Raw genomic sequence first — 18,181 nt, 5'->3', positions numbered from 1 at the left:
TGGGAGCAGTAGCCGCATGCGCAGCCGCCATGTGTTCCATGCCGTCGACTCGCACACCGAGGGCATGCCGACCCGGGTCGTGACCGGCGGGTTCGGAGTCATCCCGGGCGCCACCATGGCCGAGCGCCGGGTGCACTTCCAGCAGCACCTGGACCACTTCCGCACCCTGCTGATGTACGAGCCGCGCGGCCACGCGGCGATGAGCGGCGCGATCCTGCAGCCGCCGACCCGCCCGGACGCCGACTTCGGCGTGCTCTACATCGAGGTGTCCGGCCTGCTGCCGATGTGCGGCCACGGCACGATCGGCGTCGCCACCGTGCTGGTCGAGACCGGCATGGTGCCGGTGGTCGAGCCGGTCACCACCGTCCGGCTGGACACGCCCGCCGGCCTGGTGATCGCCGACGTCCGGGTCGAGGACGGCGCCGCCACCGCGGTGACCATCCGCAACGTGCCCTCCTACTCGGTCTCGCTGGAGAACAAGATCGAGGTGCCCGGCTACGGCACGGTCGGCTACGACCTCGCCTACGGCGGCAACTTCTACGCCATCCTGCCGCTCGCCGAGTTCGGGCTGCCCTTCGAGCGCGAGCGCAAGCAGGAGATCCTCGACGCCGGCCTGGCCCTGATGGACGCGATCAACGCCGGCCCGGACCGGCCGGTGCACCCCGAGAACCCCTCCATCCACAGCTGCCACCACGTCCAGCTGCTCGCCCCCGGCTCGACCGCCGAGCACTCCCGGCACGCGATGGCCATCCACCCCGGCTGGTTCGACCGCTCGCCCTGCGGCACCGGCACCTCGGCCCGGATGGCCCAGCTGCACGCGCGCGGCGAGCTCCCGATCGGGCGGGACTTCCGCAACGACTCCTTCATCGGGACCACCTTCATCGGCCGCCTGGTCGAGGAGACCGAGGTCGCCGGCCGGCCGGCCGTCGTCCCGACCGTCACCGGACGGGCGTGGATCACCGGCACCGCCCAGTACTTCCTCGACCCGACCGACCCGTTCCCGGCCGGCTTCCTGCTCTGACACCCACCACCCCCGTTCCAAACCCACCGAAGGGCAGCCCTGCTGTGACGATCCGTTCGTACAACCCCGCCGACCCCACGGACCTCGTCGCCGAGGCGCCCGCCCCCGGCGCCGACGCCGTCCGCGCCTCGGTGGGCCGCGCCCGGGCCGCGCAGCCCGGGTGGCTCGCCTCCGGGGCCGGCGCCCGCTCGGCCGCGCTCACCCGGATCGCCGACGCCGTCGAGGCGCACGCGGACGAGCTGGCCGCCCTGGTCGTCCGCGAGGTCGGCAAGCCGCTCGCCGAGGCGCGCGGCGAGGTGGCCCGGACGGCCGCGATCTGGCGCTACTACGCGCAGGCCCCGTTCGCGGCGTCCGGCGCCGTGCACGAGACCGCGGGCGGGCCCGGGCTGCTGCTCACCCGCCGCCGCCCGTACGGGGTGGCCGGGCTGATCACGCCGTGGAACTTCCCGCTGGCGATCCCGACCTGGAAGGCCGCCCCGGCGCTGGCCGTCGGCAACGCCGTGGTGCTCAAGCCGTCCTCGGAGGCGATCGGCTGCGCGCTGCGGCTGGCCGAGCTGGTGGCCGCGGCCGGGTTGCCGGAGGACGTGTTCACCGTGCTGCCGGGCGGCGGCGCGGAGGGCGGGGAGCTGGTCTCCAGCGTGGACGTGGTCTCCTTCACCGGCTCCACCGGGGTCGGCCGGCAGGTCGTGCGCACGGCCACCGAGCGCGGCATCCCGGTCCAGGCCGAGCTGGGCGGCCTCAACGCCGCGATCGTCCTGCCGGACGCCGACATCGACCAGGCCGCCGCCCACCTGGCCGCCGCGATCGCCGGCTACGCCGGACAGAAGTGCACCGCCACCAGCCGGGTGGTCGCCGTCGGCGCGGCCTACGAGCCGCTGCGTGCCGCGCTGGTCAAGGCCCTCGGGCAGGTCGACGACACGGCCTGCGGGCCGGTCATCAGCGCCGCCACCCGGGACGAGATCACCGCGGCGGTCGCCTCGGCCCAGGAGGCCGGCGCGGAGGTGCTGACCGGCGGCGGCACGCCGGACCGGGCCGGCTGGTACCTCGACCCGACCCTGGTCGCCGGCGTCCCGGACGACCACCCGCTGCGGCGCGAGGAGTTCTTCGGCCCGGTCGCCGTGCTGCACGCCGCCGCCGACCTGGACGAGGCCGTCGCGCTCGCCAACGACACCCCGTACACCCTCTCCGCCTCGATCCACACCCGGGACCTCGACGCGGCGCTCGTCGCCGCCGACCGGCTGGACGCGGGCATGATCCGGGTCAACGCGCCCTCCAGCGGCGTCGACTTCCACCTGCCCTTCGGCGGCGCCAAGGGCGCCAGCCACGGCGAGCGCGAGCAGGGCCCGGCCGCCCTGGACTTCTACACCCAGAGCCGTACCGTCACCCTGCTCCCGGCCGGAGGTGCCTGATGCAGGTCCGGACCGTGGACTACCACACCGCGGGGGAGCCGTTCCGGATCGTCCTCGACGGCACGCCGGCGATCCCCGGCGACACCGTCGCCGAGCGCCGGGCGATCGCGATCGGCGCCGGCGGCAGCGCGACCGCGCCCCGGCCGAGCGCGCTGGACCGGGTGCGGCAGCTGCTCACCCGCGAGCCGCGCGGGCACGCCGGGATGTACGGCGGGTTCCTGGTGCCCCCGGACGACGACGAGGCGCACCTCGGCGTGCTGTTCTGGCACAAGGACGGCTACTCGACCGCCTGCGGCCACGGCACCATCGCACTCGGCGCGTGGGCGGTGGACTCGGGTGTCGTCGCGGCCCCGGACGACGGCGTCGCCGGCGTGCGGATCGACGTCCCCTCCGGGCGGGTGACCGCGCTGGTGCACCGGGCCGCCGGCCGCACCACCGGGGTGACCTTCCGCAACGTGCCGACCGTCGTCAGCGCGCTCAAGCTGCCGGTGGAGACCTCGCGCGGCACCGTCGAGGTCGCCGTCGCGCACGCCGGCGCCTGCTACGCCTCGGTGCCCGCGGCGGCGCTCGGTCTGTCCGTCGAGCCCGGCCGGCTGGCCGAGCTCACCGCCGCCGGCCGGGAGATCCGCGCCGCGCTGGAGGACTCGCCGGCCGTCCGGCACCCGCAGGACCCGCTGCTCTCCGGCGTCTACGGCGTCATCCTGTACGACGAGCTGCCCTCCGCCGACGGCGCGCCGAACCAGCGCAACGTCACCGTCTTCGCGGACGGCCAGATCGACCGCTCGCCCTGCGGTTCGGGTACTTCGGCCCGGCTCGCCGTGCTCGCCGCCGAGGGGCGGATCGCGCCGGGCGAGGAGCTGCGGCACGAGTCGGTGGTCGGCACGGTCTTCACCGGCCGGGTGCTGCCCGGGGGCGACCCGCTCGCCGGCGGGGTGGTCACCGAGGTGACCGGCACCGCCCACCGCACCGGCGAGCACGGCTTCGTGCTGGACCCGGACGACACGCTGGGAACGGGGTTCCTGCTGTGACCGCGGCGGATGTGGCGACGGCGGAGGCGGCCGCCGCGGACACCGTGGCGGTGGGCGCCGTGACCTCGGACGCCGTGGCCGGCCCGGCCGCCGGAGCCCCCACACTGCCCGGCGCGGCCGCTGAGCCGCTCCAGCACGCCGCGCCGGGCGCCGCCGGACTGACCCCGGAGGAGGCCGCGGACGCGATCGAGCGGGTGCTGCTGGACGGGCTGGACCCGGAGGCCGGACCGGCCCGCTCGGCGATGCCGGTACCGGCCGGGGAACTGCTGCTGATGCCGGCCGCCTCGGCCGACCACGTCGGTGTGAAGATCGCCGGCGTGGCCCCGGCGAACCCCGCCGCCGGCCTGCCCCGGATCACCGGCAGCTACCTGCTGCTGGACGGGCCGACCCTGCAGCCGCTCACGCTGCTCGACGGCGCCGCGCTCACCGCGCTGCGCACGCCCGCCGTGACCGCCGTCGCCATGCGCCGGCTGGCCGCGCCGGACGCCGCGCACCTGGTGCTGTTCGGGGCCGGCCCGCAGGCGTACGGGCACCTGGACGCGCTGCTGGCCGTCCGGCCGCTGACCCGGGTCACCGTGGTGGCCCGGAGCGCGGTGCCCGCCGCGGCGCTGGCCGAGTACGCCCGGGCCTGCGGGCTGGAGGCCGTGGTGGGCGGGCCGGCCGCGGTGGCCGAGGCCGACCTCGTGGTCTGCTGCACCACCGCCCGCACCCCGCTGTTCGACGGCGCGCTGGTGCCCGACCGCGCCGCCGTGGCGGCGGTCGGCTCGCACGAGCCGGACGCGCGGGAGGTGGACGCGGCGCTGGTCGGCCGCGCCGCGCTGTACGTCGAGGCGCGGGAGCCGGCGCTGCGGGAGGCGGGTGACCTGCTGATGGCCGGCGTGGGGGAGGGCCACGAGCTCTGGAACCTGGCCGAGCTGGTGCGCGGCGAGGCGCCGGTGCCGACCGACCGGCCGCGCTTCTTCAAGAGCGTCGGCATGGCCTGGGAGGACCTCGCGGTGGCGGCCGAGACGCACCGCCGCGGTCTTGCCTGAGCCCGGCTCCGGGCTGGACCTCCGGCGTCGGGTGGCTCCCGGCGCCGGGCGGATCGCGGCGCGGGGCGCTTCGGTACCGGACGGATCCGGTGCCGTGGGCCCCGGGCGCCGGAATGCTCCCGGCCGCGGGTAGGTGGGCCGCGGCGGGGCGGTCGCGGCAGGTGGGCCGCGACGGGCCGGGTCCGGTGGCGGTGGGTACGCCACCGGACCCGGCTGTTGGAAAGGCGGCGGGGCGGCCGCGGCCCTGGTGTGGGCCTGGCCGCGGTCGCCCGGCCGTCGAGGCACGGGCCCCGGGGCGCCGACGTGCGTGCGGGGCCGTAGCTGCGGCCGGCGTGGTGGGAAGGGATCCCCTGCCACGCCGGCCGCTTCGGCGTTTCCGGGCCGAGGGGCCACCTCATGGGGGCGTGGGCCCTTCAGCGGTAGCCGGACCTCAGCGGTAGCCGGCGATCAGGCGGGCCAGGTGCTTGCCGGCGAGGTGGAGTGGTTCCTCGCTGCGGGTGATCTGCGCGGTGAGTTCCGCGCCCTCCAGGGTGTTGACCACGGTGACGGCCAGCTCGCGGGAGTCCTTCGCGCTCAGCCCGGAGGTCCGCAGCCGGTCCTCGACGATGGCGCGCCAGTGCGTGAAGGCCTCGCCGACGGCCTGCTCGATGACGGGCGCGCGGCCCACCGTCTCCAGGGCGGTGCTGGTGATCGGGCAGCCGTCCTGCCAGTCGGAGGCGCGCAGCGCCTCGGCGAGGAGCCGGGTGCAGGCGGTGATCGCCTCGGCCGGGTCGTCCGCCGCGCCCAGCCCCGCGCGGAGCAGCTCGGCGAACTCCTGGTCGCCGTGGCGGATCGCCTCGGCGGCCAACTCCTGCTTGCCGCCCGGGAAGAAGTGGTAGACGGAGCCGAGCGTGGCTTCCGCCTCGCGCGAGATCTGCTTGATCCCGGTGCCCTCGTACCCCTGGCGCTGCAGCAGCCGGGAGGTGGCCCGGACGATCCGCTCACGGGTGCCGGTGGTCGTCGTCTTCACCCGGTGAGTCTAGGGCTTCCTGCCCGCACATTGAATAGAGCGTTCGTTCCAGAACTCGTGCTAGCGTGCTTCTGGATAGAGCGTTCGTTCTAGCGGAGGGGGATCCCCGTGTCTTCTGTCGTCATGCCCGCCAAGCAGCCCGTCACCGTGATCGGACTCGGCCCGATGGGCCGGGCGATGGCCGGCGCCTATCTGGACGCCGGCCACGCCGTCACGGTCTGGAACCGCACCGCAGCCCGCGCCGACGACCTGGTCGCCCGCGGCGCGGTGCTCGCGCCCAGTGCCGCGGCCGCCGTCGCCGCCAACGAGCTGGTCGTGCTCAGCCTCACCGACTACGACGCGGTGTTCGCCGTCCTCGACGCCGCCGGGGCCGCGCTCGCGGGGAGGGTCGTCGTCAACCTGAGCTCGGACACCCCGGAGCGGGCCCGGGAGGCCGCCCGCCGGCTGGCCGGGCTGGGTGCCGTTCACCTCACGGGCGGGGTGCAGGTGCCGCCCTCGGGCATCGGCAAGCCGGAGTCGTCCACCTTCTACAGCGGTCCGGTCGAGACGTTCCGGCGCCACCGCGAGACGCTGGAGGTGCTGACCGGTGCCGACTACCGCGGCGACGACCCGGGGCTGGCCCAGCTGTACTACCAGATCCAGATGGACCTCTTCTGGACCTCGCTGGTCGGCTACCTGCACGCCACCGCGGTGGCCGAGGCCAACGGCATCTCGGCGGAGGAGTTCCTGCCGTACGCAAGCTCCACGGCCGCCTCGATGCCCGGCTTCCTGGCGTTCTACGCGCCGCGGATCGCGGCCGGCTTCCACGAGGGCGACGTCGACCGGGTCGCCATGGGGCTGGCCAGTGTCGAGCACGTCCGGCACACGGTGGAGGCCTCCGGGGTGGACGCCTCGCTGCCGGCGCTGCTGGCCGACGCGTTCGGCCGCGCCGTGGTCGCCGGGCACGGCGACTCCAGTGCGACGAGCCTGGTGGGGCTGTTCCGGAAGACCCGCTAGGGGGATCGGCGGGATCTCGGGAACGCGGGCGCCGCCGGCCGTTGCCACCGCCGGCGGCCCCTGCGAGCATGGGCTCCGACGGGGCCCCTGTGACGGTTGACGGATCGTCCGGATCACGGAATGTTGCACACTCAACGTAACGTGACATTGTACGCTGGTGTCCTGCAAACCTCCGGAGGAACACCATGGCCGACCTGAAACCCCGCACCCTGATCTCCGTCCAGGAGCGGCTGCGCGACCAGGTCGCCCACGCGCTCCGCGCGGCCCTGATCTCCGGTGAGCTGCGGCCCGGTGTGGTCTACTCCGCCCCCGCTCTCGCGGCCGACTTCGGCGTCTCCGCCACCCCCGTCCGGGAGGCCATGCTCGACCTCGCCCGCGAGGGCCTGGTCGAGGCCGTCCGCAACAAGGGCTTCCGGGTCACCGAGCTGACCGAGCGCGACCTCGACGACTTCACCGAGATCCGCGCGCTGATCGAGGTCCCCACCGTCGGCCAGGTTGCCCGCACCGCCACGGCCGAGCAGCTGGAGGCGCTGCGCCCGCAGGCCGAGGCGATCGTCGCGGCCGCCCGCAAGCACGACCTGATCGGTTACCTGGAGGCCGACCGCCAGTTCCACCTCGACCTGCTCGGCCTGGCCGGCAACGCCCGCCTGGTCGAGGTGGTCGGTGACCTGCGCAAGCGCTCCCGCCTGTACGGCCTGAACCGCCTGGACCAGCGCGGCGAGCTGGTCTCCTCCGCCGAGGAGCACCTGGAGCTGCTGGACCTGATGGTCCGCGGCGACGCGGAGGCCGCCGAGGCCTGCATGTCCCGCCACCTCGGCCACGTCCGCTCCCTCTGGGCCGCCGACCAGGAGGCCGAGGAGGAGCGCCCGTCGCTCCGCCTCCGCTCCCGGTAGGGGGCTGATCCGCAAGGGCGGCCCTAAACCACTCGTTCAGGTGAAGGCTCAGGATCACGCGTCGGGCGGCGCCTGCGTCCTACGATGATGCTCTCGACATCGGCAGCAAGGAGGAATTCCGTGTCCGCCGCAGCAGTGGAAGAGCCCATGGAGCAGCTGACGCTGCCCGAAGCCGCTGAGCTGATCTCCAACCAGCTACCGGGCTACCGGGTCGAGATCATCGGGGGCCAGATCACCGTGACGCCCACCCCGAACATGTCCCACGCCCGATCGGTGAAGAGGTTCGACCGCCTGTTCATCGAGGCTGGGCTCGACGACGGCGAGACCGAGGTGTGGCAGAACATCAGCATCCGTCTGCCTGAAGGTCCGTTCGACTATGCGGTGCCCGATCTGGCGGTCACCGATGCGGACAGCGACGACAGGGTGATGGAGCACGGCGCCTACGACCCTGCGATCTTCCGCCTCGTCCTTGAGGTGACGTCCTCCAACCTCAGCGACGATCTGAAGAAGAAGCCGTTCGCCTACGCGTCCGCCGGCGTTCCGATCTACGTGATCGTGGACCGGACGAATCGACGTGTCATGGTGCTGACCGACCCCAAGGACGGTGAGTACCGCTTGCACGCCGTCCACCATCCGGGGCAGTCCTTCGCCCTGCCCGAGTCGATCGGGGCGGCGGTGACGCTCTCGGTGGACGACGTGCTCGCGGTGAAGAAGTAGCTCAGGCCGGCGTCGGGACCGTCAGTCTTCCGTCGTGGACCTCGGCCACCTGGTCGACCGCGGTCAGGTGGGTGCGGTCGTGGGTGACCAGGACGGTCGCGGTGGCACGCCGGTGGGTGAGCTCGGTGATGAGCTCCAGGACGGCGGCGCCGCGTTCGTGGTCCAGGGCGCTGGTGGGTTCGTCGACCAGGAGCACGGTGGGGTCGTTCATCAGCGCCCGGGCGATGTTGACGCGCTGGCGCTGACCGCCGGAGAGCTGGTGCGGCCGGCGGCCGGCCCGGTCGCGCAGGCCGACGGCGTCCAGCAGCTCCAGGGCCCGGGGGAGGGCGGTCCGCGGGGAGCGGCCGTCCAGGTGGGCCATCACCTGGAGCTGCTCGGCGGCGGTCAGCGAGGGCAGCAGGTTGGCCTGCTGGAACACGATGCCGATCCGGTGCCGCCGCAGGGCGGTCAGTTCGGCACGGCCGAGGCCGGCGGTGTCGACGCCGTCCACCACGACCCGGCCGGAGTCCGGGGCGATCAGGGTCGCGGCGACCGCCAGCAGGCTGGACTTGCCGGAGCCGGACGGGCCGACCACCGCGGTGATCGAGCCCTTCGGGACGTTCAGCGAGACCTCGTCCAGGGCGGTCAGCCGGCCGTCGCCGTCCGGGTAGGTGAGGGTGATGCGGTCGAGTTCCAGCGTCATCGGGCGCTCCCCAGGGCGGTCAGCGGGTCGACGGCGGTGATCCGCCGGATGGACAGGGCGGCGCCGACCGCGCCGAGCGCGATCATCACGGCGGCCGGGAGGAGGACGGTCGGGGCGTCGAGGACGAACGGCACCGCGGAGCCGATCACGGCGCCGGCGCCGACGGCGATCGCGGTGCCGAGGGCGGTGCCCAGCACCAGCAGCAGCACGGCCTGGCCGAGGGCGTCCCGCAGCAGGTAGCGGGTGGAGGCGCCGAGCGCCTTCAGGACGGCGATGTCGCCGCTGCGCTGGATCGTCCAGACGGTGAAGAAGGCGCCGATGACGAGCGCCGAGATGGCGAAGAGGAAGCCGCGCATCAGCTGCAGCGAGCCGTTCTCCGAGGTGTAGGAGCCGATCGCGGCGAGCGCGTCCTTGCTCGTCCGGGTCTCGGTGCCCAGCCGGGCGTCGGCGGCGCCGAGGTCCGCGCCGGAGGCGCCGGTCAGCGCGATCACGGTCGCGTGGCCGGTGCCGCCCGGGGCGAACCGCTGCCAGTCGGCGAGGCTGGTCCAGACGACCGGGGTGTGGCTGTACCAGGCGTCGTCCGCCACGGCCGCGACCTGGAGCGGGTGCCCGCCGACGGTGAACGACGCGCCGGGCTGCAGGCCGCCCAGGTGCTCGGCGGCGGTCGCCGAGAGCACCGCCCGGCCGGGGGCGACGGGTGCGCCCTTCGGGGCGAGCCCGGAGCCGTCCGGCACTCCGAAGGCGGAGAGCGCCGCGGTGCGCTGCCCGGCGGCCGCCTTGGTGGTGGTGATCCCGAGCGGCTGCGCGGCCGACACCCCCGGGACCTGCGCCCAGGCCTGCCACTGCTCGGGCGTGACCTGCGAGTCGGTGAACGAGAGCTGCTGGCCGTCGGCGGGCTTCGAGAAGACCAGGTGGTCGGCGGGCAGCCCGGTGATCGCCGAGATGTTCTGCCGGCCCAGCCCGGCCGTCAGGCCGGACAGCAGGCCGACCAGCACGGTGATCAGCACGATGACGGTCCCCATCAGGGCGAACCGCCCCTTGGCGAACCCCAGGTCCCTCCAGGCGACGAACACGGTGAGCCCTCTCCCTTTCCGTTCCCGCTCCGAGCGTCGGGCCTTCGCCCCGACGCTCACCACGGTCGCCGAACGGGGGCCGGCCGGGCATCGCCCGGGGGATTGGATCCCGGGCATCGAAGGGGAGAAGCGGAGTTCAACCTTTTGATTGATGCCCGGGGCGCGGCCCGGACCCTAGGCTGGAGGGATGGCGACCGAACGATCCCGTACCACTGCCGTCGCCCGCGTGCTCCAGGTCTGCCTGCACCTGCTGGTGGCGGGCCTGCTCGCGCTCGCCGTCGCCCGGGCCGCCGTCGGCCGGGGCGGCGACCTCGCCGCCGTGACCGCCGCCGCCACCGCGATGGCCGCCGTCTACGCCGCGGGCCCGCTGGTCGGCGCCGTGCGGCGGTCGCCCCGGGCGGCCGCGCTCTGGCTGGCGCTGCTCGGCGCCACCTGGGTGGGCGTGCTGATCGCCACCCCGGACGGCGTCTGGCTGGCCTTCCCGCTGTACTTCCTGGAGCTGCACCTGCTCGGGCGCCGGGCCGGATTGGCCGCCGTCGCCCTGACCGCCGTCGCGGCGATCGTCGCGTACTCCTGGCACCAGCACACCGTCAGCGTCGCCGCGGCCATCGGGCCCGCGCTCGGCGCGGCCGTCGCCACCGCCACCGTGCTCGGCTACCAGGCGCTCTACCGGGAGAGCGAGGAGCGGCGCCGGCTCATCGACGAGCTGACGGCCGCCCGCGCCGACCTCGCCGCCGCGCACCACACCGCCGGCGTCCTCGCCGAGCGCGAGCGCCTGGCCCGGGAGATCCACGACACCCTCGCGCAGAGCCTCTCCAGCATCCAACTGCTGCTGCGGGCCGCCCAGCGCGCCCTGCCGGAGCGGACCGAGGCCGCCGCGGACTACGTCGAGCAGGCCCGGCAGGCCGCCCAGGACAACCTCGCCGAGGCCCGGCGGTTCGTCCGCGCGCTCACGCCGCCCGACCTGGAGAGCGACTCGCTGCCGGTGGCGCTGCAGCGGCTGTGCGCCACCACCACGGCGCACAGCGGCCTGCCGGTGCGGCTGCACGTCTCCGGCGACCCGGTCGGGCTGCCGGTGCCGCAGGAGGTGGCACTGCTGCGGATCGCGCAGTCGGCGCTCGGCAACGCCGTCCGGCACGCCGAGGCCTCGCATGCCGAGGTCACGCTCAGCTACATGGAGGGCGAGGTGGCGCTGGACGTGTTCGACGACGGGGCGGGGTTCGACCCGGCGGCGGTGGCCGCGGCCGCCGGGACGGCGGGCGGCGACGGCGGCTTCGGGCTGCCGTCGATGCGGGCCAGGGCCCGGGCGCTGGGCGGTACCTTCACCGTGGAGTCCGCGCCCGGCGAGGGGACGGCGCTCGCCGTCCTGCTGCCGGTCGCCCCGGCGGACGAGCAGCGGTCGGGCGAGGAGCAACGGGCGGGCGGCGTCCGGGACCGGGCGGTGTCCGGGGCCGAGGAACGTCCGTGAGCAAGGAGCGCCCGTGAACGGGGATGCACGTGAGTGAGCGAGTGATCCGCCTGCTGCTGGCCGACGACCACCCGGTGGTCCGGGCCGGGCTGCGCGCCGTCCTGGAGAGCGAGCGGGACTTCGCGATCGTTGCCGAGGCCGCGACCGCCGAGAGGGCGGTGGAGCTGGTGGCGGAGGCCGAGGTCGACGTGGTGCTGATGGACCTGCAGTTCGGGCCGGGATCGGCGATGAACGGCGCACAGGCCACCGCGGCCATCACCGCCCGGCCGGGCGCACCGCGGGTGCTGATCGTCACCACCTACGACACCGACGCGGACACCCTGCCCGCGCTGGAGGCCGGCGCCACCGGGTACCTGCTGAAGGACGCGCCGCCCGAGGAGCTGGCCCGGGCCGTCCGCTCGGCGGCGGCGGGCCGCACGGCCCTCGCAGCCACCGTGGCGGACCGGCTGCTGGAGCGGATGCGCACGCCGGCGGCGGCGCTGAGCGCGCGCGAGACCGAGGTGCTGGGGCTGGTCGCGGACGGGCTCACCAACCAGCAGATCAGCCAGCGGCTGCACCTCAGCCAGGCCACCGTGAAGTCCCATCTGGTGCACATCTACGCCAAGTTGGGGGTGGACTCGCGTACGGCGGCGGTGCGGGAGGCCCGCGGCCGGGGGCTGATCCGCCGCGGTGGCTGACGGCGGGGGCTGAGGGCCTTCCCGTCCGGCCCCGCGCGGCCCCTCCGCGGCCCCGTCCGGCCCCGCGTTGTGTGGTTCTTCGCCGTCGCGTGCGGGGCGGCCCGGTGGGGCCGACGGGGGGTCACGTCGGCGGAGGAATCCGGCGGTTCGGGCGGGGTTCGCACGGACACAGCTCGGTAACGGGTCGCGTCACCTCTTGTGCAGTGCAATTTCACATTACTATGTTACGGGTCACACCGCGGAGCGCCAGACCCCCTGAGGTCGCCTCCCGGCCGGGCCCCGGACCAGCCCCGGGGCGGGACCTCGGCCCTCACTTCGGGCCCCCCACTGCGGAGTTGCACATGACCAGGCGCACCCAGGCCGCCCTCGCGGCGGCCATCGCAGCGACACTCACCCTCGGCCTCGGGGCCTGCGCGAAGGACAAGGACAAGGACGACAGCGCCGACAGCAGCGTGGCGACCTCCACCAAGGGTCCGGGCGCCGACAGCGGCACGATCATCGGCGGCACGCCGGTCAAGGGCGGCACCCTGACCGTCCTGACCAACCAGGACTTCGCCCACCTCGACCCGGCCCGCAACTGGGTGGTGCCGCACATGGACTTCGGCACCCGGCTGCTCTACCGCACCCTGACCACCTTCAAGGCCGAGCCGGGCCCGGCGGGCAGCGAGATCGTCCCGGACCTCGCGACCGACCTCGGCAAGTCCTCCGATGGCGGCAAGGTCTGGACCTTCACGCTCAAGGACGGGCTGAAGTACGAGGACGGCACGCCGATCAAGGCCGCCGACGTCAAGTACAACGTCGAGCGCTCCTTCTCGCCGGACCTCACCGGCGGCCCCGACTACGCGATCCAGTACCTGGCCGGCGGCGAGAACTACAAGGGCCCGCTCAACGGCGAGCACCTGGCCTCCATCGAGACCCCGGACGACAAGACCATCGTCTTCCACCTGAAGCGCCCGGTCGCCGAGTTCTCCTACACCGTCACGCTGCCGACCTTCTCGCCGGTGCCGCAGTCCCGCGAGAAGGGCACCCAGTACGACTCCCAGGTCTTCTCCTCGGGCCCGTACAAGATCGAGACCTACGACCGCGGCAAGCAGCTGGTGCTGGTCCGGAACACCAACTGGGACGCCGCGACCGACCCGGTCCGCAAGGCCTACCCGGACAAGATCGTGGTGACCCAGGGCCTCAAGGGCGGCCAGGCCGACGACCGGATCATCGCCAGCAGCGGTGTCGACGCCTCGGCCATCGAGATGCCCTGGATGCAGCACGAGTCCGTCTCCAAGGTGCTGCCCAAGCCGGACGTCAAGGCCCGCATGGCGGCCGAGCGCACCGGCTGCACCGACATGCTGTACCTGAACACCGCCAAGGCCCCCTTCGACGACCCGAAGGTGCGCGAGGCGATGATGTGGGCCGTCGACCGCGAGGCCCAGGTCACCGCCTTCGGCGGGCCGGCGATGGCCGACGTCGCCACCTCCTACCTGCCGCCGTCGCTGACCGGCGGCGCCAAGGCCGACCCGCTGAAGATCCCGGCCACCGGTGACCCGGCGAAGGCCAAGGACCTGCTCAAGGCGGCCGGGAAGTCCGACCTCAAGGTCTCGCTCACCGTCTCGCTCGGCGACAAGACCCGCGCCGAGGCGATCCAGCAGTCGCTGGCCAAGTCCGGCGTCCAGGTCACGGTCAACACCGTCGACGCCTCCGCCTTCGCCGACACCGTCGGCGACACCAAGAACGCCCCCGACCTGGTCATCAACGGCTGGTGCCCGGACTACCCGTCCGGTGCCACCTTCCTCCCGTTCCTCTTCGACGGACGGACCATCAAGGAGAAGGGGAACCAGGGCAACTACAGCCAGTTCCGCGACCAGGCGACGATGGACCGGATGGACCAGATCGCCGCGATGACGGACATCAACGAGGCGAACAAGGCCTGGCAGCAGCTGGACGAGGACCTGCTGAAGAAGGCCCCGGCCATCCCGCTGATGTGGCAGCGCCGCCCGCTGCTGACCGGCACCAACGTGGCCGGCGCGTTCGGCAACTCCGGCTACGCCGGCATGATCGACATGGCCGTGGTCGGCCTCAAGGACCCCGCGAAGAGCCAGGGCTGAGGAACCGTCCGTCATGAGTACAACGACTGAGCCCGTCGCCGTGGACACCACGGCGGCGGGCCCCGCGAAGGCCGCCGGACGCGGGCCCTGGCGGCTGGTCTGGGACCAGCTGTGGGCCAGGGGCTCCGCCCGGTTCGGCCTGATCACCGTGGCCGTGCTGATCCTCGCGGCCGCCCTGGCCGGCCCGCTGAGCGCACTCGGCGGCTGGTCCCCCGAGGAGTTCGACAAGCGGGCCATCGACCCGTACCTGGGCGGCCTGCCCCGGGGCGACTTCGGCGGCATCGGGGCCCGGCACTGGCTGGGCGTCGAACCCATCACCGGACGCGACCTGTTCGCCCGGGTGCTGCACGGCGGCCAGGTGTCGCTGCTGATCGCCTTCGCCGCCACCGCGATGGTCGTCGTCGTCGGCACCCTGGCCGGCATCGCGGCCGGCTACTTCGGCGGCCGCGTCGACAGCGTGCTGTCCCGGCTGATGGACCTCACGATGTCCTTCCCCTCGCTGATCTTCATGATCGCGATGATGTCGGTGGCCAAGGACGTCAACCGGATCCTGCTGATGACCTCGGTGATCGGCCTGTTCGGCTGGCCCGGCATCGCCCGGGTGGTCCGCGGCCAGGCGCTCTCGCTCAAGCACCGCGAGTACGTCGAGGCCGCCAAGGTGGGAGGTGCCCGGTCCTGGCGGATCCTCACCCGGGAGATCCTGCCGAACGTCTCCGGCCCGATCATCGCCTACACCACGCTGCTCATCCCCGGCATGATCGCGACCGAGGCGGCGCTCTCCTACCTCGGCGTCGGCGTCCGCCCGCCCACGGCCTCGTGGGGGCAGATGATCGCCGAGAGCATCGTCCACTACGAGGTCGACCCGACGTACTTCCTCATCCCGACGGTCTTCCTGTTCATCGCCGTGCTCGCCTTCACCCTGCTCGGCGACGCGCTGCGCGACATCCTCGACCCGCGGGGAGGCCGGTCGTGATCCTCTACCTCGGCCGCCGGCTGCTCGGGGTGCTGGGCATCCTGCTGGCCATCTGCGCCATCACCTTCACCATCTTCTACCTGCTGCCGAACGACCCGGCCGGGGCGGCCTGCGGCAAGACCTGCAGCCCCGAACGGCTCGCCGACGTCAAGGCGGCGATGGGCCTGGACAAGCCGGTCTGGGAACAGTTCGGCGCCTACCTGGCCGGCATCGTCGCCGGCCGCGACTACGGCTCCGGGCCCAGCGCCACCCACTGCGGCTTCCCCTGCCTCGGCTTCTCCTACGAGTACTCGATGCCGGTCTGGGACCTGCTCGTGGACCGCCTGCCGGTCTCCGTCTCGCTCGCCCTCGGCGCGGCCGTGCTCTGGCTGGTCCTCGGCATCGGCGCCGGCGTCGCCTCGGCGCTGCGCAAGGGCAGCCTGACCGACAAGGCGCTGATGGTGCTCTCGGTCGGCACCGCCTCGCTGCCGGTCTACTTCACCTCGATCATGCTGATCTGGGGCGTGGTGCGGACGCTGGGCTGGCTGCCCTACCCGGCGTACCACAAGTTCACCGACGACCCGTTCGGCTGGGCGTCCAACCTGTTGCTGCCCTGGATCGCGCTGGCCCTGCTGTACGCGGCCCAGTACGCCCGGCAGAGCCGCAACTCGATGATCGAGACGATGGCCGAGCCGTACGTCCGCACCGCGCGCGCCAAGGGCCTGCCCGGCCGCACCGTCACGGTCAAGCACGGGCTGCGCTCCGGTATGACGCCCATCCTCACCATCTTCGGCATCGACCTCGGCGGCCTGCTGGCGGGCGCGGTCATCACCGAGTCCATCTTCGGCCTGCCCGGCGTCGGCCGGCTCTTCTACGACGGGCTGCTCCGCTCCGACCAGCCCGTCATCCTCGGCGTCACCCTGCTCGCGGCCTTCTTCATCGTCGTGGCGAACCTGCTGGTCGACCTGCTCTACGCGGTGGTCGACCCGAGAGTGAGGTACTGATGGCACTGCTGGAGGTCGACGACCTCAGGGTCGCGTTCGACACCCCGCGCGGTACCGTCCGGGCCGTCGACGGCATCTCCTTCGCCGTCGAGGCCGGGCAGACCCTCGGCCTGGTCGGCGAGTCCGGCAGCGGGAAGTCCGTCACGTCGCTGGCCGTCATGGGCCTGCACCGCGGCGCCGCCGTCACCGGCTCGATCCGGCTGGCCGGGCAGGAGCTCGTCGGGCTCGGCGAGCGCGAGCTCGGCACCGTCCGCGGCCGGCGGATCGCCATGATCTTCCAGGACCCGCTCTCCAGCCTGCACCCCTTCTACACCGTCGGGGAGCAGATCGCCGAGCACTACCGGGTGCACTTCAAGGCCTCCCGCAAGGCCGGGCGCGAGCGCGCGATCCAGATGCTCGGCGAGGTCGGCATCCCCGAACCCGCCCGCCGCGTCGACGAGTACCCGCACCAGTTCTCCGGCGGCATGCGGCAGCGCGTCATGATCGCCATGGCGCTCGCCTGCGAGCCCGACCTGCTGATCGCCGACGAGCCCACCACCGCCCTCGACGTCACCGTCCAGGCCCAGATCCTGGACCTGATCGCCCGCATCCAGCAGGAGCGCGGCCTCGGCGTCGTCATGATCACCCACGACCTCGGCGTGGTCGCCCGGGTCGCCCACGAGGTGCTGGTGATGTACGGCGGCCGGGCGGCCGAGCAGGCCCCCGTCGACCGGCTGTTCGGCGCCCCCGCGCACCCGTACACCCGCGGGCTGCTGGACTCGCTGCCCCGCCTCGACGACACCGACGACGCCCCGCTGCGCGCCATTCCGGGCAGCCCGCCGTCGCTGATCGCCCCCGCCCCCGGCTGCTCCTTCGCCCCGCGCTGCGCCCGCACCACCGCCGCCAGTGCCGAGGACCACGCCCGCTGCCTGTCCGAGCGCCCGGTGCTCGGCCCGCTCGCCCCCGGCCACCAGGCCGCCTGCCACCTGCCGCTGGTGCCGCAAGGAGCCCGTTCATGACCGCCCCCACGCCTCCGGCCGCCCGTCCGGCCCGGGCCGAACCGCTGCTCTCCGTCCGGGACCTGGTCAAGACCTTCCCCGGCAAGCGCGGCCGCGCCGGCCGGGCCGGTGCGCCGATCCGCGCGGTGGACGGCGTGAGCTTCGACGTCGGCAAGGGCGAGACGCTCGGCCTGGTCGGCGAGTCCGGCTGCGGCAAGTCCACCACCGGGCGGATGATCGTCCGGCTGCTCGACCCGACCTCGGGCACCGTCACCTTCGACGGCACGGAGATCGGCGGCCTCTCGCAGGCCGAGCTGCGGCCGCACCGCCGGCACCTGCAGATGGTCTTCCAGGACCCGTACTCCTCGCTGAACCCCCGCCAGACGGTGGCCCGGATCATCTCCGAGCCGCTGCTGATCCAGGGGGCGGGCGCGGCCGACGCGCGCAAGCGGGCCGCCGAGCTGATGGAGCTCGTCGGGCTGATCCCCGAGCACATCGACCGCTACCCGCACGAGTTCTCCGGCGGCCAGGCGCAGCGCATCGGCATCGCCCGCTCGCTGGCCACCTCGCCCCGGCTGGTGATCGCCGACGAGCCGGTCTCCGCGCTGGACGTCTCCATCCAGGCCCAGGTGGTCAACCTGATGGAGCGGCTGCAGCAGGAGCTGGGCCTGGCGTACGTGTTCATCGCGCACGACCTCTCGGTGGTCAAGCGGGTCTGCGACCGGGTCGCGGTGATGTACCTCGGCCGGATCGTCGAGATCGGCGCCAAGGAGGAGGTGTACGGCAACCCGGCCCACCCGTACACCCGGGCGCTGCTCTCCGCCGTGCCGCTGCCGGACCCGGCGGCCGAGCGGGCCCGCGAGCGGATCGTGCTGCTCGGCGACCCGCCGAGCCCGGCCAACCCGCCGTCCGGCTGCACCTTCCACCCGCGCTGCCCGAAGGCGCAGGAGCTCTGCCGGACGGAGCGGCCGCTGCTGCGGATCACCGGGCCCGGGGCCCGGGAGGCGGCCTGCCACTTCCCCGAGGCCGCCCAGGACGCGACCTGACCCCGGACCACCGACCGCCGTACCGCTCGCATCCCCCACGTCGGGCGGTACGGCTCCACACCGGGGGCCGCCCCTGCGGCGGCTCCCGCTCCGACCCCC

Annotated in this window: 17 protein-coding genes; 14 read left to right on the top strand and 3 right to left on the bottom strand. The window is 73.9% G+C overall.

What is annotated here, in order from left to right:
• Nucleotides 1-16 precede the first annotated feature (16 nt).
• From ACIPSC_RS02665 to ACIPSC_RS02650, 4 genes are read left to right on the top strand one after another with little or no spacing between them, the layout of a single operon-like run.
• A complete protein-coding gene (locus ACIPSC_RS02665; protein ID WP_400822406.1) occupies nucleotides 17-1,021 on the top strand; it encodes a proline racemase family protein in 1,005 nt (334 codons plus the stop codon).
• Between the two features lie 44 nt (nucleotides 1,022-1,065).
• On the top strand, nucleotides 1,066-2,430 hold the full coding sequence (locus ACIPSC_RS02660) for an aldehyde dehydrogenase family protein (RefSeq protein ID WP_400822405.1): 1,365 nt from the start codon (nucleotides 1,066-1,068) through the stop codon (nucleotides 2,428-2,430).
• Nucleotides 2,430-3,458 (top strand): proline racemase family protein, encoded by a 1,029-nt coding sequence (locus ACIPSC_RS02655; protein WP_400822404.1) that lies wholly within the window; start codon nucleotides 2,430-2,432, stop codon nucleotides 3,456-3,458. The genes ACIPSC_RS02660 and ACIPSC_RS02655 overlap by 1 nt, the downstream gene beginning before the upstream one ends.
• The gene (locus ACIPSC_RS02650) at nucleotides 3,455-4,489 is read left to right on the top strand and encodes an ornithine cyclodeaminase family protein (protein WP_400822402.1); all 1,035 of its coding nucleotides are present in this window, start codon (nucleotides 3,455-3,457) and stop codon (nucleotides 4,487-4,489) included. Before ACIPSC_RS02655 ends, ACIPSC_RS02650 begins: the two co-directional genes overlap by 4 nt.
• A 430-nt stretch (nucleotides 4,490-4,919) precedes the next feature.
• Here ACIPSC_RS02650 and ACIPSC_RS02645 read toward each other — a convergent pair whose 3' ends face one another.
• Nucleotides 4,920-5,498, bottom strand: coding sequence for a TetR/AcrR family transcriptional regulator (locus tag ACIPSC_RS02645; RefSeq protein WP_400822401.1), 579 nt, complete (start codon nucleotides 5,496-5,498; stop codon nucleotides 4,920-4,922).
• A gap of 123 nt (nucleotides 5,499-5,621) precedes the next feature.
• Between ACIPSC_RS02645 and ACIPSC_RS02640 the strand changes: the two genes are divergently transcribed.
• The 3 genes from ACIPSC_RS02640 (at nucleotide 5,622) to ACIPSC_RS02630 (ending at nucleotide 8,104) form a co-directional block, all read left to right on the top strand.
• Nucleotides 5,622-6,494, top strand: coding sequence for an NAD(P)-dependent oxidoreductase (locus ACIPSC_RS02640; protein ID WP_400822500.1), 873 nt, complete (start codon nucleotides 5,622-5,624; stop codon nucleotides 6,492-6,494).
• Nucleotides 6,495-6,679: 185 nt separating this feature from the next.
• On the top strand, nucleotides 6,680-7,387 hold the full coding sequence (locus tag ACIPSC_RS02635) for a GntR family transcriptional regulator (protein WP_400822400.1): 708 nt from the start codon (nucleotides 6,680-6,682) through the stop codon (nucleotides 7,385-7,387).
• A gap of 120 nt (nucleotides 7,388-7,507) precedes the next feature.
• The gene (locus ACIPSC_RS02630) at nucleotides 7,508-8,104 is read left to right on the top strand and encodes a Uma2 family endonuclease (protein WP_400822399.1); all 597 of its coding nucleotides are present in this window, start codon (nucleotides 7,508-7,510) and stop codon (nucleotides 8,102-8,104) included.
• 1 nt (nucleotide 8,105) lies between these two features.
• Here the strand turns inward: ACIPSC_RS02630 and ACIPSC_RS02625 are convergent, their stop codons facing one another.
• Both ACIPSC_RS02625 and ACIPSC_RS02620 read right to left on the bottom strand, forming a co-directional pair.
• Nucleotides 8,106-8,786, bottom strand: a complete 681-nt coding sequence (locus tag ACIPSC_RS02625; RefSeq protein ID WP_400822398.1) for an ABC transporter ATP-binding protein — start codon at nucleotides 8,784-8,786, stop codon at nucleotides 8,106-8,108.
• Nucleotides 8,783-9,859 carry an ABC transporter permease gene (locus tag ACIPSC_RS02620; RefSeq protein WP_400822397.1) on the bottom strand — a complete coding sequence of 359 codons (1,077 nt, stop codon included), beginning with the start codon at nucleotides 9,857-9,859 and terminating at the stop codon, nucleotides 8,783-8,785. Before ACIPSC_RS02620 ends, ACIPSC_RS02625 begins: the two co-directional genes overlap by 4 nt.
• Before the next feature lie 187 nt (nucleotides 9,860-10,046).
• Here ACIPSC_RS02620 and ACIPSC_RS02615 point away from each other — a divergent pair, with 187 nt between their 5' ends.
• From ACIPSC_RS02615 to ACIPSC_RS02585, 7 genes are all read left to right on the top strand, one after another.
• A complete protein-coding gene (locus ACIPSC_RS02615) occupies nucleotides 10,047-11,327 on the top strand; it encodes a sensor histidine kinase (RefSeq protein ID WP_400822396.1) in 1,281 nt (426 codons plus the stop codon).
• 29 nt (nucleotides 11,328-11,356) lie between these two features.
• Complete coding sequence (locus ACIPSC_RS02610) at nucleotides 11,357-12,004, top strand: response regulator (protein WP_400822395.1); 648 nt, start codon at nucleotides 11,357-11,359, stop codon at nucleotides 12,002-12,004.
• 341 nt (nucleotides 12,005-12,345) lie between these two features.
• Nucleotides 12,346-14,103 (top strand): ABC transporter substrate-binding protein, encoded by a 1,758-nt coding sequence (locus ACIPSC_RS02605; protein ID WP_400822393.1) that lies wholly within the window; start codon nucleotides 12,346-12,348, stop codon nucleotides 14,101-14,103.
• 13 nt (nucleotides 14,104-14,116) lie between these two features.
• Nucleotides 14,117-15,076, top strand: a complete 960-nt coding sequence (locus ACIPSC_RS02600) for an ABC transporter permease (protein ID WP_400822392.1) — start codon at nucleotides 14,117-14,119, stop codon at nucleotides 15,074-15,076.
• The gene (locus ACIPSC_RS02595) at nucleotides 15,073-16,059 is read left to right on the top strand and encodes an ABC transporter permease (RefSeq protein WP_400822391.1); all 987 of its coding nucleotides are present in this window, start codon (nucleotides 15,073-15,075) and stop codon (nucleotides 16,057-16,059) included. The genes ACIPSC_RS02600 and ACIPSC_RS02595 overlap by 4 nt, the downstream gene beginning before the upstream one ends.
• Nucleotides 16,059-17,057 (top strand): ABC transporter ATP-binding protein, encoded by a 999-nt coding sequence (locus ACIPSC_RS02590; RefSeq protein ID WP_400822390.1) that lies wholly within the window; start codon nucleotides 16,059-16,061, stop codon nucleotides 17,055-17,057. The genes ACIPSC_RS02595 and ACIPSC_RS02590 overlap by 1 nt, the downstream gene beginning before the upstream one ends.
• The gene (locus ACIPSC_RS02585) at nucleotides 17,054-18,082 is read left to right on the top strand and encodes an ABC transporter ATP-binding protein (RefSeq protein WP_400822389.1); all 1,029 of its coding nucleotides are present in this window, start codon (nucleotides 17,054-17,056) and stop codon (nucleotides 18,080-18,082) included. Before ACIPSC_RS02590 ends, ACIPSC_RS02585 begins: the two co-directional genes overlap by 4 nt.
• The last annotated feature ends 99 nt before the right edge of the window (nucleotides 18,083-18,181 follow it).

This window comes from Kitasatospora sp. NPDC090091 (assembly GCF_044747365.1).
GTDB lineage: Bacteria > Actinomycetota > Actinomycetes > Streptomycetales > Streptomycetaceae > Kitasatospora.
This window is presented reverse-complemented; position numbering and strand designations above follow the sequence as displayed.

What these genes read in the sequence shown, in the direction of transcription:
- ACIPSC_RS02665 (WP_400822406.1), top strand. Translation starts at nt 17, where the DNA reads ATGCGCAGCCGCCATGTGTTCCATGCCGTCGACTCGCACACCGAGGGC.
- ACIPSC_RS02655 (WP_400822404.1), top strand. Translation starts at nt 2,430, where the DNA reads ATGCAGGTCCGGACCGTGGACTACCACACCGCGGGGGAGCCGTTCCGG.
- ACIPSC_RS02640 (WP_400822500.1), top strand. Translation starts at nt 5,622, where the DNA reads ATGCCCGCCAAGCAGCCCGTCACCGTGATCGGACTCGGCCCGATGGGC.
- ACIPSC_RS02635 (WP_400822400.1), top strand. Translation starts at nt 6,680, where the DNA reads ATGGCCGACCTGAAACCCCGCACCCTGATCTCCGTCCAGGAGCGGCTG.
- ACIPSC_RS02625 (WP_400822398.1), bottom strand. Translation starts at nt 8,786, where the DNA reads ATGACGCTGGAACTCGACCGCATCACCCTCACCTACCCGGACGGCGAC.
- ACIPSC_RS02615 (WP_400822396.1), top strand. Translation starts at nt 10,047, where the DNA reads ATGGCGACCGAACGATCCCGTACCACTGCCGTCGCCCGCGTGCTCCAG.
- ACIPSC_RS02605 (WP_400822393.1), top strand. Translation starts at nt 12,346, where the DNA reads ATGACCAGGCGCACCCAGGCCGCCCTCGCGGCGGCCATCGCAGCGACA.
- ACIPSC_RS02600 (WP_400822392.1), top strand. Translation starts at nt 14,117, where the DNA reads ATGAGTACAACGACTGAGCCCGTCGCCGTGGACACCACGGCGGCGGGC.
- ACIPSC_RS02590 (WP_400822390.1), top strand. Translation starts at nt 16,059, where the DNA reads ATGGCACTGCTGGAGGTCGACGACCTCAGGGTCGCGTTCGACACCCCG.
- ACIPSC_RS02585 (WP_400822389.1), top strand. Translation starts at nt 17,054, where the DNA reads ATGACCGCCCCCACGCCTCCGGCCGCCCGTCCGGCCCGGGCCGAACCG.